This is a genomic window from Aeromonas sp. R2-2, assembly GCF_040908355.1.
GTDB classification, from domain to species: domain Bacteria; phylum Pseudomonadota; class Gammaproteobacteria; order Enterobacterales; family Aeromonadaceae; genus Aeromonas; species Aeromonas veronii.
Genome location: NZ_JBFODQ010000099.1, coordinates 1 through 13405, shown reverse-complemented (window position 1 = coordinate 13405; position 13405 = coordinate 1). Strand labels below are relative to the sequence as shown.

Annotated in this window: 19 protein-coding genes; all 19 read right to left on the bottom strand. The window is 62.8% G+C overall.

Annotation, left to right across the window (positions count from 1 at the left end; genetic code table 11):
- Positions 1–112: 112 nt before the first annotated feature.
- Positions 113–715 (bottom strand): phage tail protein, encoded by a 603-nt coding sequence (locus tag AB5Z09_RS21440; RefSeq protein ID WP_368196222.1) that lies wholly within the window; start codon positions 713–715, stop codon positions 113–115.
- Positions 708–1895, bottom strand: a complete 1188-nt coding sequence (locus AB5Z09_RS21435; RefSeq protein ID WP_368196220.1) for a baseplate J/gp47 family protein — start codon at positions 1893–1895, stop codon at positions 708–710. The genes AB5Z09_RS21440 and AB5Z09_RS21435 overlap by 8 nt, the downstream gene beginning before the upstream one ends.
- The gene (locus tag AB5Z09_RS21430) at positions 1892–2215 is read right to left on the bottom strand and encodes a DUF2590 family protein (RefSeq protein WP_139462135.1); all 324 of its coding nucleotides are present in this window, start codon (positions 2213–2215) and stop codon (positions 1892–1894) included. Before AB5Z09_RS21430 ends, AB5Z09_RS21435 begins: the two co-directional genes overlap by 4 nt.
- The gene (locus AB5Z09_RS21425) at positions 2215–3987 is read right to left on the bottom strand and encodes a phage tail tape measure protein (protein ID WP_368196218.1); all 1773 of its coding nucleotides are present in this window, start codon (positions 3985–3987) and stop codon (positions 2215–2217) included. Before AB5Z09_RS21425 ends, AB5Z09_RS21430 begins: the two co-directional genes overlap by 1 nt.
- A gap of 191 nt (positions 3988–4178) precedes the next feature.
- Complete coding sequence (locus tag AB5Z09_RS21420) at positions 4179–4442, bottom strand: putative phage tail assembly chaperone (RefSeq protein WP_029299933.1); 264 nt, start codon at positions 4440–4442, stop codon at positions 4179–4181.
- Entirely contained in the window at positions 4439–4630 is a 192-nt protein-coding gene (locus AB5Z09_RS21415) for a hypothetical protein (protein WP_124240864.1), read from the bottom strand. The genes AB5Z09_RS21420 and AB5Z09_RS21415 overlap by 4 nt, the downstream gene beginning before the upstream one ends.
- Positions 4566–5009, bottom strand: a complete 444-nt coding sequence (locus AB5Z09_RS21410; protein ID WP_368196215.1) for a hypothetical protein — start codon at positions 5007–5009, stop codon at positions 4566–4568. The genes AB5Z09_RS21415 and AB5Z09_RS21410 overlap by 65 nt, the downstream gene beginning before the upstream one ends.
- Positions 5006–5467 carry a glycoside hydrolase family 104 protein gene (locus AB5Z09_RS21405; RefSeq protein WP_368196214.1) on the bottom strand — a complete coding sequence of 154 codons (462 nt, stop codon included), beginning with the start codon at positions 5465–5467 and terminating at the stop codon, positions 5006–5008. The genes AB5Z09_RS21410 and AB5Z09_RS21405 overlap by 4 nt, the downstream gene beginning before the upstream one ends.
- Positions 5454–6542 carry a site-specific DNA-methyltransferase gene (locus AB5Z09_RS21400; RefSeq protein WP_368196211.1) on the bottom strand — a complete coding sequence of 363 codons (1089 nt, stop codon included), beginning with the start codon at positions 6540–6542 and terminating at the stop codon, positions 5454–5456. Before AB5Z09_RS21400 ends, AB5Z09_RS21405 begins: the two co-directional genes overlap by 14 nt.
- Positions 6543–6551: 9 nt before the next feature.
- Complete coding sequence (locus tag AB5Z09_RS21395) at positions 6552–6869, bottom strand: phage holin, lambda family (protein WP_075115611.1); 318 nt, start codon at positions 6867–6869, stop codon at positions 6552–6554.
- A gap of 23 nt (positions 6870–6892) precedes the next feature.
- Complete coding sequence (locus AB5Z09_RS21390; RefSeq protein WP_368196210.1) at positions 6893–7102, bottom strand: TraR/DksA family transcriptional regulator; 210 nt, start codon at positions 7100–7102, stop codon at positions 6893–6895.
- Between the two features lie 9 nt (positions 7103–7111).
- Complete coding sequence (locus AB5Z09_RS21385; RefSeq protein ID WP_108570475.1) at positions 7112–7567, bottom strand: phage protein; 456 nt, start codon at positions 7565–7567, stop codon at positions 7112–7114.
- 3 nt (positions 7568–7570) lie between these two features.
- Entirely contained in the window at positions 7571–8695 is a 1125-nt protein-coding gene (locus tag AB5Z09_RS21380) for a DUF2586 domain-containing protein (protein WP_368196208.1), read from the bottom strand.
- Between the two features lie 4 nt (positions 8696–8699).
- Positions 8700–9386, bottom strand: a complete 687-nt coding sequence (locus AB5Z09_RS21375; RefSeq protein WP_368196205.1) for a phage virion morphogenesis protein — start codon at positions 9384–9386, stop codon at positions 8700–8702.
- Positions 9383–9895, bottom strand: coding sequence for a phage tail protein (locus tag AB5Z09_RS21370; RefSeq protein WP_075115557.1), 513 nt, complete (start codon positions 9893–9895; stop codon positions 9383–9385). Before AB5Z09_RS21370 ends, AB5Z09_RS21375 begins: the two co-directional genes overlap by 4 nt.
- Positions 9896–9903: 8 nt before the next feature.
- Positions 9904–10365 (bottom strand): head completion/stabilization protein, encoded by a 462-nt coding sequence (locus AB5Z09_RS21365; protein WP_368196203.1) that lies wholly within the window; start codon positions 10363–10365, stop codon positions 9904–9906.
- Positions 10366–10481: 116 nt separating this feature from the next.
- Positions 10482–11207 (bottom strand): terminase endonuclease subunit, encoded by a 726-nt coding sequence (locus AB5Z09_RS21360; RefSeq protein ID WP_368196202.1) that lies wholly within the window; start codon positions 11205–11207, stop codon positions 10482–10484.
- Between the two features lie 3 nt (positions 11208–11210).
- A complete protein-coding gene (locus tag AB5Z09_RS21355; protein ID WP_368196200.1) occupies positions 11211–12260 on the bottom strand; it encodes a phage major capsid protein, P2 family in 1050 nt (349 codons plus the stop codon).
- Positions 12261–12269: 9 nt separating this feature from the next.
- Positions 12270–13142, bottom strand: a complete 873-nt coding sequence (locus AB5Z09_RS21350) for a GPO family capsid scaffolding protein (RefSeq protein ID WP_368196198.1) — start codon at positions 13140–13142, stop codon at positions 12270–12272.
- Positions 13143–13405 lie beyond the last annotated feature (263 nt).

Below are 13405 nucleotides of genomic sequence, written 5' to 3'. Positions count from 1 at the left end.
GCAGGATCGAGGTCTGGCACGTTGGCCAGCACGAACTCATCGAGCACCACCGGCACTTGGGTGGCAAGGCACTCCTGCCAGTAGCGGGAGAAGGCATTGGTAATGATCTGGCTCATGGGTTCCTCTTAAGCGTCGCGCCAAACACATGCTGGCTCATGTCGATGCGACCAAAGCCCAAGGTACTGGCGACTGGGTAAACCACCTGAAACCGATAGCGGCGGCAGGTGCGGCCATAGTGTTGAATAAGGGTTTCCATCAGTTGCTGGTTACCCGCAAGGGCGCTGTCGGTCACCTCGATGGTGATGACGTCCCAGGGCGCGCCCTCTTGCCGTTCGTGGATGTCGCACCAGCCGATGCCAAGGCGCTCGAAGATGCGCTTAAAGCCCGCCACCTCGCCGGCGTCCCGGGCATTCACAAAGGCGAACTTGACCCGCTTGCGAAAGAGCGGCAGCGGCTCGCCGTTAAAGCGGCTGATGTCCCTCTCCCAGGCGAGCAGCGCCAGCAGGGACTCCGAGCAGGTGAGCGGGTCTTGCTGGGCCAGTGGCAGCAACAGCCACCCCTTGAGCCGTTGCCAGAAGGCGTTGATGCCCTTGGCCAGAAAACCGGGCTCGGCGTGGGCCGGGCTGATGGTGTAGCCATCCTCCCACCAGGGGGCGCTGGCGTCGGGGAGCTGCGGCGCTTGACTACCGTGTTCAAGCGGGGTCGGGTTAGTCATAGAGGGTTACCTCCAACGTGCTCAGACGCGGGATGGCCAGGCCCGAGACGATGTCATCCTGCGCAAATTTGAGGCTCTGCAACTGCGGAAACTGGCTGTGCAGCTCGCGGGCCAGCTGTGAGAGGGAAAAGCGCGAGCGCGGCCAGGTGCGAGTGACGCTCGAAAAATCCCCCGACTGGCGAAACGCCGCTTTGACCAGCGATTCAGCTCCCCGCTTGAGGGCGGCTTTCTGCTCGTCGGTGAGGTTGGCCACCGGCCACAGCTCCAGCGTGAGGTTGTGCTGGGTCTCGGGCATTGCCATTACGAACAGATCATCGCCGTGGCCATGGTTGCCTTGGCGGCCCACGTAGTCGTTAAGCTGGACAATCAGGCTGGCCGGGGTGGCGCCCACCTCCAGCAGGATGTAGGCGTTGGCGGTACCGGGGCCGCGCGGTGCTTCATGCTCGAAGAAGATGTGATCGGCGCGAATGCCGGCGACGCTGGCCAGCATCGAGCGGTAGATGGCGTCGATGTGGTAGCGACCCACGGCCGAGAACTGGTTCTGAATGCGCAGCCCCAGGGCATCGTTGCTCTCGGCATCGGCGCCCTGGGTGGTGATCCACTCCTTGTCATCGTTACGAGCCGACAAGATGCCGGTGACCGGTTCGCTCAGCAGGTTGTAATAGCCCGGGGCCAGATTCCAGGCTGCGCCCGCGAACTCGGCCTCGCACACCACGCGGGCTACCGCTTCACCGGCCGGGCTCACCACCGCCTGCAGCGGTTTGACCCGGTAGATGGTGCCGTTGATACGCTCGGTGCTGATCCAGATATCGGCCGGGATGGTGACCGCTTCGCTCGGGTTTGCTTTGACGAAGTTGATCACCCCGCGGGTCTTCTGGGCGCCCTTGCGGGTCAAGTCCACATCCCACGCCTTGAGGTCGAGATAGGCATCGGTGGCGGTAGCGGCAAAGGTGTTGGGCAGCACATGGCCAGCTAGGAGGGTGCGGATAAGCCAGATCGCCGGGGTGATCACCACGCCGCGCACCAGTCGCCAGAAGGGGCTCACATCGCTGTCGTTGGTGATAAGGGAGCCGGCGGCCTCCACCTCCTTCTTGAGCTCGGCCTCCATGGCCTGCTCGGTGGTTGGCACACCGGTTTCGGCCAGCAGGGCCATAAAATCCACGTTGGGGCGCAGGTTCACAGGGTTACCTCCAGATCGCCAAATTCATAGGTGCGAGCAGTGACTAGCACCCGCTCGGGGGCCTCTTCGCGGATCACGATGGTGCCTGGCACCAGTCGCTCGTCGTTCTCAACCAGCAGCTCGATCTCGGTCATCACATCGGCGCGCAGGGTCGGGCTGCGCTCGCCAATCAACTTGCGGGCCAGCCCGGACTCCATGATCCGGTGCTTGATGTCCTGGCCGATGCTGTGGCGGTCCCGGGTGTAACGGGGCTGGCCGCCGGCATCGAGCAGCCAGGCGCCGTTCACTACCAGAATGTCGATGTACTTGGCGTCGCTCATTACGGGGTCTCCAGCCAGGCGTTCTCTGCCATCTGCTCAGGGGTCATCGGGTTCTGGTTGTGCATATGAACTTCCCCGATGCTCAGGTACTTGGGCTGCTTCTGGTTGGCGGTGGTTGCGGCCGCGTTGGCCTGGATCAGCTGCTGACCCAGCCCGCCAGCCGGTACGCGGCTTTGGCCACCCTGGCTAAAGCGGGCGAGGGGGGCGTTGATGTTCTCCTGATTGGGCAAGTTGAGATCCGGCATGCTGCCCATCTCGATATTGACGCCCGGGATCATGTTCAGCTTCTCGACCAGCCAATCCACTGCCTGCCCGAGCAGCTTGAACACGCTCCAGTCGGCCATGCTCTTTTTCAGGTCGTCCCAGTAGTAGATGGCCGCCGCTACGGCGCCGATCAGCAGCACGATACCCGCCACGATCAAGCCCACAGGGTTGGCATACATGGCGATGTTGACCGCCAGCAGGATGGCGCGAAAGGTCGCCATCCCGGCATTGAGCAGGGCAAGCGGGGCGGTGATGATGGACCAGGCGATACCAAGCCCCAGGGTGGCCAGCTTGGCCAAGCCGGCGATCAGCATCCAGGTACCGGTGACCATGCTCAACCCCACGATGGCCAGCAGGGCATAGCTGATGACCTTGGTCAGGTTCGGGAAAAGATGCGTCCAGCGCAGCACCTCGTTGGCGCCATCGGCAAAGACGCTCATCACGGCGTTGATAGCGGGCAGTACCACCCCGAACGCGGCGGCGCGGATGGCAAACCAGGCTTGCTCGACCCGCTGCCACTGGTCAGTCATGGCGGCGGCCATCTGCTCGGCCTTGCCCATGCCGTGGGTGTTGGCCAGCGCATTGATGTTGGTGGCAAGCCCCTTGGTGTTGGTCATCAGGAGCTTGATCATGCTGACCGCCTCATCCGAGCCGAATGCCTTCTTGAGCTCGTCCCCCTCGGCCACGCTCAGGGTCTCGCCATAACGTGCCTTGAGTTTGTCCAGCATGGTGAGCACCGGCAGCATGTTGCCTGCGGCATTGGTGAACTGGATGCCGAGCGCCTTCTGGGCATTGCCGACGCCTGCCAGAAACGCTTTGAACTTGGTACCGGCCTCGCCGCCACTCATGGTGGCCTGCAGCTGGCCGAGTACCGCGAACTGCTCGTCCATCGCGATGCCGGCGGCGGTGGCGTTGGCGCCAATTGCCCCGAACGCATCGGCCATGCCCTGGCCGGTGGTCTTGAAAAGTTGCACCGCGAGCGCGGTCTTGCCGGCCACATCCTCGACCCAGTTGGCCTTGCCCATCTGCTTGGCCTGCTGCTCGAAGATGCCGTACATGGTGCCCATGTAGTTGGTGATGGTGGCGGTGTCGGCCTTGGTCGCCTTGGCTAGCGTGGTCGAGGCGCGGGTAAAGGCGGGCAGCTCGTTACCTTCGAGCCCCGCGATTGCTGACTGGATATCGTAGGAGGAGCGGACAATCTCGGTGGCCGACTCCCCGTACTGGATAGAGAGTTTCAACGCCTCGCGGCCGAGCGCCCCGAGCACATCCTTTTGCACATCGAGCGAGGCCACCTCCGCTAGCGCCCTGTCCATCTCGATGGCCGGGCCGAGGGCAGACTGGATCGCCATGCCGCCGGCGACCACCGTGGTGGCCCCCATTGCCATGCTGCTCCAGCCCTGACGGCCGGCCTTGCTGACCTTGTCCATCTGGGCATTGATGCCAGCAAGGGGCTTGGTGACCTGATCCACCAAAGCCACCTGCATCATCAATTTTTCCATCCAGGCCATAGGTCGTTATCCGTTGAATGCGTTGGCGATGCCCTCAGCCACTGCAGCGGCGTAGGACTCCCGGGTGTGTCGGTCTAACCAGAGGGCGCGGGCCAGGCTGTCGATATCGTCTTCGTCATGGGGCAGGTAGTGGCGCCGCAGCGCCAGCGCCTGCTCCAGGTGATTGCGCTCGATGGCCTCGGCGCGCGCCGTCAGTTTTTTACGGTGATCTCTAGGTCGGGGGCGAACTGCTGGTTAATGGCGCCTGCCAGCTGCAGCGCCGCGCCCGGGCGTTTGAGCAGCTCATCGAGCGCCTCTTTGCTCTCCTGGCAGACGATCTTTTTCAGGTAGTTGTGGGCCGGCGCTACCTTGTCGCTTGGCATCATGTCGTTGATAAAGCCGTTGTAGGCCACCATGGTGGGGGCGAATTTCAGCTCTTTGCCGGCGACGTCCAGGGTGATGATGGGAGTGGTCATGGGGTGGTTTCCTCTTGTTCAATCCAGTGGTTCAGGGTGTTGATTTGGGTTTGGCAGCGGCGCAGCGCCATCTGCAGGGTGGGGATAAACCGTACGGCGTCGCCGTAGGTGCGCCCCGTGAAATCAGGCTCCGGGCAGTGGGGCACCAGCCCCGGCGGCGGTAGCCGCTTGATGACTTGCGTTTGCACCACGGTCTGGGGCTGGCTGGAGCAGGCGCAAAGCAGCGTCAGGCAGAGGCTCGCGAGCACAGTCCGGGCGGCCCGCCGGCGGCGTGGCCAGCGCTTGTTCCAGTTCATCGGCGGTTTTCCTCTGTTGTTGGTCTAGCTCGGCTAGGGCGGCGCTCTGGGTGCCCAGCAATTTGCGCAGCCCCGCGGCATCGCGCTGCAACGTCACCAGCTGGCTGGCCTGCTGCTCGTTGGTCTGCTGCAAGGTGTTGATGGTCTCGTTGGCGGTGGCCAGCGCCTTGCCCCGGCTCTCCAGCATCCGGCTGCCAAGAAACAGGGCTGCGCCCATCACCAGCACCAGTACCAGCAGCACATTGGAGAGCTGTGCCTTGAAGGTGCTCATGCCAGTACCCCGCCAAACTCGGTGAATTTGGCCTGCAGGTCTGCCAGCTGGTGCTCGCGCTGACCGTAGCCGGCCCCCGGCAGGCTGGCCCAGATGTTGGCGCACTTGGCCACCGCTTGGGGGATTCGTCCTTTAAGCACATCGTCCAACGCCTTGCGCTCGCGAATAAGCTGGATCGCCCAGGTGTCTTGCGAGGCGGGGCCAAAGTCAGGCAGCCCGAGCTGGTCGCGGTAGTGGGTCCAGTGCTTTGACAGGAACTGATAGCGGCCAGCCGCGGTGCTGCTCAGGGTCTTGTTGACCTGCACCAGCACGTTCGGGTGGGTGGCGTAGCTCTCAAAGAACCCCGCCGGATTGACCAGCTTGTTGTATCCGTCATCGCCCCGGTCCTTGGTGCCTTCGGCATAGGCAATCATGTCGAGAAACGCGGCCACCTGCGGGTGGCAGTTACTGCGTGGCATGGTGTTTTTCCTCCTGACTGACAAGGGTCTGAAACTCCCGGCATGTTTGGGAAAACCGCGGGGTTTCCAGCTCCACGCCGACGAAACGGCGGCCAAGCCGCCAGGCAGCCTTGCCGGTAGCCCCCGAGCCCATAAAGAAGTCACCGACCACATCACCCGGCCGGCTGCTGGTGCGCACAATGTGTTCCATCATGGCGGCGGGTTTTTCGCACGGGTGTTTCCCGGGGTAGGCTTGCACCGAGGGGTAAGACCAGACATCTGTAAAGGGGACATCCTTGGTGACGCTGAAAGGGCGGCGCAGTCGCTCATACTCGGCCTTCAGCTCGTCATAACTGGCTACCAGGGTTTGGTAGGTGCGATGCAATCCCTGATAGGTCTCTTTGAGTTGATGATGAGGCTGGCAAAGGGCGTCAGCCTTCTTGGCGAACAGGGCTTGCAAGCGGGCGTATTGTGCTTCGCTTGGCAGGCTCCACTGGCTGCGACCGAACCAGTGCCCGGCCATCTGGCACCCCATTGCCTGGTCGATCTCCTTGTTGGAGATGCCACAGGCCGCTTTGGCTTGTTGGAAGTAGTCGATCAGCGGCTGCATCACCTGAACACGCAGCGTCTGGCAGGCCTGGCGATAGCCGCTTTGTTGCGCCATGCCATGGGCGTCCAGCTGCTCGGCAAAAATGATGCGTTCACTGGCGGGCCAGAAATTGCGCAGGGCGGATTTGTCCGTGCGATTCCACACCCCCGAGGGTTTGGCCCAGACGATGTGGCTCAATACCTTGAAGTGCTTGCGTACCAAGAGTTCGATATCGGCATTGAGCCCGGGACTGCAAAACAGATAGAGCGATCCGTTCGGCTTGAGGATGCGGGCAAACTCGATCACACACTGTTCTAGCCAATCCAGGTAGGCGCTGACGTCTGGCCACTGGTTATCCCAGTCCAGATCTTTTACCCGGAAGTAGGGCGGGTCTACCGCTACCAGATCCAGGCTGTGAGAGGGCATGGTTTTCAGGTAAACCAGCGAATCCGCATTTACCAGCTTGATGCGGTCGTTGATTTTGTGGATATGCATTTGATCAGTCATCACGTCTGTTCACTCCTTCGGTAATTTGGCGTTGAGCCACCGCTCGGCAAGGCCGCGAATAGTCTCAACACCGATAAGGCCTACCATGCCGCCTACAAATCCTGCCGCCTCTCCAGGGATCCCGAACCAGCCAAAGGCACTGATAAATGCCAAGGTGATGGCCCCGCACAAGACGGACTCCAGGAGCCTGCGGCGACCACTGCCACCGCCATAGGTGATGCGTAGCCAAGCCGTTAATACTGCTAACGCAGTGCCATAGACGGTGGGCATGTTGTCCATCAACCAGGCCAGTAGCAGGGCCCAGAGAGTGGGGTCTTTATGGGGCATGGCGTTCATGTCCGTTGCTCTGGTTAGCGGCCCAGCCTCTCAAGGCGGGTCTGACAGGGGACGCACAGCCGCACCCCCGGCACATGTTGACGGCGTGCTGCCGGGATGGGGTCGTCGCACTCTTCGCAGCGGTGCCGGCTCTCCCCCTGGTAGCGCCCTTTGCCCACCTGGTTGGCCAGATGCACGGCCAGCATCCGGGCGGCGTGGCTGTTTGCGCGGTCAATATCGTCCACCTGGCCCCCTTACCCTTTGAGGTGGCGGGTGTCATCATCCGAGAGGTACGGCACGCCATTGATGTGAACGAAGTCGGGGGAGGTGACGATGCCCTTGAGCTTGTGCACCCCCTTGCTTCCCCCTTTGGGGTCGATATCGAGCAGGTCGGCGATCTGCAGCTTCACCCCGAAGGCCTCCACCTTCATGGTTTCGTCGCCGGTGTCGGCGTAGAACAGCACATCGTCCGGTTTCAGCCCGCGCCAGCTGCCGGCCCGTTTGGCGGCATCGCTCAGCAGCTTGAAGTTCTTGGCATCGAGCTCGAACTCGCACTCGGCCGATACCTCGCCATCCACAAAGCCGTCAGGGATGCCGCGGGTCTGCGCCACGGCGCTGCTGTCGGTGATGGTGAGGCTGGCCTTCTCGACGTGCACCATGGTGCCCAGCAGTTCAATGTCGAAGCTCTGCCCTGAAATGCGTCTTGTCATGGGTTAGCCCTCCCCATTGGTGAGGCTCAGATCGAGCATGATGTTGATGGTGATCCCCTTGGGGCAGTCCACGGTGCGGATCACCACGTAGATGGAGACGTGGTTTTTGTCGGTCCACTGGATAGCGATATCGCCATCCCGAGGGGAGGTGATCTCGCCCGGGAACGGCTGGCCGTTGATGGTGGTGGTCCTGGCCATCTCGCGCAGGTCTTTGCCAAAGTAGAGGATGGCGGCGGCCGTGCTGCCCGGAGTGGAGTTGAACGAGCGATCGCCGATACGGGCGATGGCGCGCACCCGCATCCGGCGCGCCACCTTGTAGGCCACCCGCAGGTTTTCGATCACCTGGTAGTCGCCGCCCTCGGCGTCCAGGGTGCGGCCGTCAGCCCAATAGATACCGTCATAGTCCGGGTACCACATCGGCACCGAGTAGCGGTTCTGCTCCAGGGTCTGCAGGGTCGCCAGCGGCAACTCGACCCCGTCCTTGTCCTTGGGCTTGTTGCCAAGGCCGATCAGGGCACCGGTTTTGACCCGGCACGGGGTATCGGCAATGCTCACCGCCCGGTTGCACAGGCGACCGGCATAGGCACCGGCGAGGTTGGGCCACAGCTGCGGCAGCAGGGTAACGGACTCGGCCTTGATGCCATCTTGCAGGGTGACCAGGGCGGCCTCGTAGTCGCTCCAGCTCTGGCCATCCTGCTCGGCGGCATTGATCCCCGCGACCGCCAGCAGCATGAACTGCCAGCGACCCCACTTGGCGATCAGCTCCTGGTTCAGCGCGTGGGCGGCGTTGATCTTCGCCTCGTCCCACTCTTGCCCCAGCACCACCACCCCTTCAAAGGATTGGGTCTTCTGTGCCTCACGGACGGCATCTTTCCAGTCCATGTCGGTGGGCAGCACAAAGGCGGCGGCCGTCCAGTTCTGGCCCGCGTTGGCCATGGCGGCCTGCAGGTTGGTTTTGAGCTCGCTGGCGGGCTCGCCCAGCAGCTTGTCAAAGTCGCTCTGGGTATTGAGGGAGAGCAGCTTGCCGGTATTGCTTGGCGCCGTGCCGACAAACAGCAGGTGGCGCTCGACCTCGGTCACCGGCCCCTGCATCTGGTTCAAGTTGTTGATCTGTACATAAGGCCACATGGCGTTATTTCCCCTTCATCTCTTGCTTGTTGACGTCCCAGCCGTAGTCGATGCTCTGCAGGGCGCGGGCAAAGGCTTGCTCCCGTTGCTTGGCGTTGGCGCCGAGGAATGGGCGGGCAGGGAGCTCAATCTCCCAGCGCGTTTTCACTGGTTCATCCTTGAGTTTCCTGATAAGCAATCCCGCCTGGGCGTAGTTGAGATTGCCGGTGATCCAGCCGAGCGACGCCGAGCGGTATGACCCCTTGCGTGCCCCAGGGCGCTTGAACCCGAGCTCGCGCAGTTTGCGGGCTTGCGCCTTGGTCGCCGGTTTTTGCTTACCGCCTTCACTGGGGGCAATGCGGCGCCGGCTGGCCGCGGTCACCTGATAGGTGTGTCCCTTCTGGTGGGTGTTGGCGATAACCCCGGCATGGACGTTCATCGTCCCCCGTTTGAACCCGAGCTCTGCCACGTCCTGGCCGGGTGCGTGGATCTCCAGCAGTTTGGGCAGGCCGCGCAGCATCTTGCGTTTGCCCCGCTTGCGCGGCGCCCAGGGCTGACCGTTGGGGTCTTGCTGCTGGCGTACATGACGGGCCGCCAGCTTTTTGAGCTCGGCCGCGGCGCGCCACACCAAGCGCTTGCGCTTCTGGGGCGGTAGGGCCAGCAGGTTGAGCAGGTCCTGGCTGCGGCGGGCGTCCAGGGTGATGGTGATCATGCCGGGCCACCTACCTGGTGATGGCCGGTATCACCGACGTTCATGTCGATGTGGTCGGCCACCCAGATCTCATAGGGGGCCACCTGCCAGCACTTGCCGAGCCAGTTGATGGGGCCGCTCGGGTGCTCGATAAGGCGCAGCGGCTCGGTAAAGGCGAGCTGGATCTCGAGGTCGGCACTCTTCTCATCGTTCGGGGTCACCGCGTATTCCGGGTCGGCCAGCTCAAACTGTTCGCGAAACGAGTCGTGCTCCTGCACCCAGGCGGCCACGGCTGCCAAGACGATGGCCGGATCCAGCTCACGAAAGGGCAGTTGTTCAACGATGAACACCGCCTGATAGGTGAGCCAGGCCACGTCCACCCCGGTCGGGCCCATGTTGCGGGATTCGAGGCGGATCGTTCCGTTCTCCATCCAGCTATCGAGGGACTTGCGGCACTTGGCCGGCAGCACCCGGTTGAGCTCGGCGTGGAGGGCGTGCAGGAAATAGCCCTGGGCCTGCTGTTCACTCATCTCTTTACTCATATCAACGAGACCCCCGCGCGGTGTTTGCCTTTGATGCTGCGCACCAGCTGCTGACTCTCGGCCAGCAGCTGGGCCCGTTGTTCCGGTGCCCGCTCGGCCAGGTTGTTGGCAGCCGGCCGCTCGGTGACGCAGGCGAACTCCGGCAAGAGGGCCGCCTTGGCGCGGGCAAACACCGCGGCCAGATACTGCTCGGTCAACGCATTGGTGCTGCCTTGCAGGCTTGGCCCCGGCACCTCGGCGGCACTGGCATAGCCCTCGGCCATCAGCGCAGCCTGGCGCATCGCCAGCTGCAGGTTGATTTCCGAGATGGCCGCCAGCAGGGCGGCGCCGGTGGTTTGCGGGTCAAGGTCGGCAGGCAGGGCGCGGCGGCGTTCAAAATCGGCCACGGCCACATCGGGCCAAAACCCGTCATTGCGGATAGTGGCGGCGCTGTAGTCGATATCCTTGCCTGCAAACATCAGTGACCTCGCTGGTTGAATAGGTGCACCCCTGTAGCCACGCAATTGCCGCTGGGGTCGCCAAAGGTGCTCCATGGCATTCGCGCCGGGGTGCGACGGCGCGGAGAGTCGGTTTGTTATTCGGGATTGAGCACCCGCAGGCGCATGGCAATCTTCTGGCGCAAGGTGTTGACCCCCACCTTGCTGTGCAGCTTTTCTGCCTGGGCCAGCCAGTGGTCGGCCTGCTCCAGGGGGGCGGAGTCCCCCACGGCACTCGGACGCGGCTGGCCATCCTGGTCACGTAGCAGCAGACAGCCCGCGGCCTTGAACCACTTGGCTGTGAGCTTCTCGTTGAGGCGCCAGTCATCTCGTACCTTGTCGAACACCCGGGAGAACCAGGGCTCGACCGCATGGCCCTCGGCCGCTTGCTTCTCGGCCCACTCCAGCACGGTGTCGGCCACAAAGTGGGCCCAGTCCCGCTTGATGTTGCTCGGGGTGCGCTGGCCTTGAGTAATGGCAAGTTCGGCCCAGGCGATGCCAGTGTCGAAATCCCCGACATCGAAGGCCCAGACGGTGAGCAGTTGAAACAGCTCGTTCTGATAGGGCTGACCGGACTCGGCCACGCTGGCCAGATAGCGCTCCACATAGGGGCGGTATTTGGGCATCAGTTCGCTGCGCTTCATGTTCACCCGATCCCCAATGCGGGCCAGCTTGCGCAGGCGAGCGATGTCCTGTTCCAGGGCAATCATCTGCAGGTGCAGGCTGTCCGCCACCGCGCCGGTGGCCATGCCCGTGCAGGCGGCCTGCGCGGCCCCCTGCATGGCTTGCACCCGTTGCTTGTGGCGTTGACCCGGTGAGCTCATGGGTTACTCGCTCGGCGCAGTGGGGGCGGAGCCGATCTCGATGTCGGCCTCTTCAAAGCCGCCATAGGCCAGGTATTCGCCGATGGCGTAGCCTTCCATCCGCCAGTACTGGTTATCGAAGCACTTCTTGTCCTGGTTATCGTCGGCCTTGCGCTTGCGGGTACCGCGCTGGGTGTAGATGTGCAAGTTGTCGAGGGTGGTGACCACCATCCGCTTGCCCGGGAAGAAGGGCGGGATGTAGGCCTTGCGCCCGGCAATGGACTCGGCCAGCTTCTGGGCGGCGATCTGCTCGGTCGGCTTGGTGGCTTCGCTGTAGAGCTTGGCCTGGGCCGAGGCCACCAGGTCGGTACCGACCAGCACGACCAGACGCGGGTCTTGGCGGAACAGCGGATCGATGGTGGTGTTGATAAGGTCGGAGGCCATCTCGTCCAGGGTCTTGTAATCCCCCTTGCCGTCCGGGTCGAAGTGGATCTTCTTGCCAGCCTCGGCCTTGATGATCTGGCTGCCACCGTTCCACTCGCGGGCCAGCTGGTGCCAGCCTTTGTTGACGTCTTCACCCAGCGGATGGGCTTTCGGGTCGGTGTCGTCGGCCGCTTCCACGCCGTTCCAGCCGACGCGCAGCATGTCCAGGGCAAACGCCTTGTTGATGAAATCGCCCACCAGGCGCAGGAACTCGCCTTCGCTGCCCGCATTGGCCCAGACGCACAGGGTCGCCCAGTCGAGCGAGGCACAGGAGTCAGTCTCGGTCAGCTCATAGGTGTTGCCGGCGACGCCGATCTTGCCGTTAAAGCGGCCATCCTTCTTGCGGCCGGTGAACAGCTTGCCGATGCCCACTTGCACCACCTGGCCCTTGATCTGATCTACGTCGAGGCAAGTTATGAGTCCGAGGAACTCGACGGAGGCGAGCAGCGCGGCGCGAAGGCCCGTCTCCACCGGACCGGTGACGCTGAACTGCTTGGCCAGCGCGTTAACGGGGATGCCGTAGGCCTTGGCCAGGGCATTGTTGTATTGCTCCAGGCGCTGCATGGCCTGGACGGTAAGGGTCTGGCTCACGGTCGCTCCTTAATAGACTGCAGGGGTATCGTCACCGCCGAGGGCGTCCGGGCGCTGGCCCGGCTTCTCGACAGAGAACTGGTCGATCTTGCTGTTCAGCTCGCCGAACTTGTCGGTCAGGCTGGCCAGGGTCTGTTCCAGCTTGCTGAACTGCTCGGTGGTGATGCCGGGTTGCTCCCCCACCTTTGCGGGCTCGGTGACCGGTTGGGTGGTGTCGTCGGTGGCCGGTTTGGCGTCCAGCTTGGTGCTGAAGGCATCGATCTTGGTGCCAAGGCCGTTAAGAGCCCCCAGCATCTGATCGAACTGTTCTGGTTTCATTTCCTCATCCTCGGGTTGGCTGGGGGGAGTCGTGGGCGCTTGCTCGCCATGACTGGCCAGGAAGCTGAAAAACTTGGCGATCAGGCCATCGGCCTTCTCGTGCTTGGGTAGCTTGAACATGGAGAGGTCCAGCGGCTCGCTGGTGCCAACGGTCTGTCCCTTGTTGCTGTTGCTGAACTTGAGATGGGTGGTGCCGGTGCTGGCGGGCTCATCGGTGACGCCAAGGCCCAGCAGGTAGGTACGCCCCAGATCGGCGAAGTTCTCGAAGGGTTCGATGGAGCAGAACTGGTACTGACCGTTCTGGTTGTAGTAGATGAGATCGCGATTCGGACAGAGGATGGCGAACAGCTTGAGCTTGCCATCCACCTCTTCGGTCTTGAGCGCCTGCACCGTGCCATAGCTGGACCAGCGATCGTGCTCGGGCCAGATGACGGCGGTGTAATAGGTCGGATCGTAGGTCTCGGCCATGTCGGTGAGCCAGTCGCGGGTAATATCCCGCCCATCCACCGCTTTGCCTTCGGTGGCGATACAGACCCAGCCAGTTCTCAAGGTTGATTCGTTCATGCCTGCTCCCAATAGATGCGGGGTCAGGCTATCGGGTCGGCAAGGGGGTTTCATCCAGTTGTGTTCGTGGCGATTCGGATCCAGTGGGATATCCGAATTGCGTGGAACATCAGTGAGATAAGCAAGGGGAGGGGCTGGCTATGATGGCGCCATCATTCACCTGATGGAGGCGCCGTGGCGTATCCCGAAGAGATCCGCAATGCCGCGCGGGGACTCTACCTTAAACGATGGACACCCCAGGAGATCAAGGACGAACTGGGGCT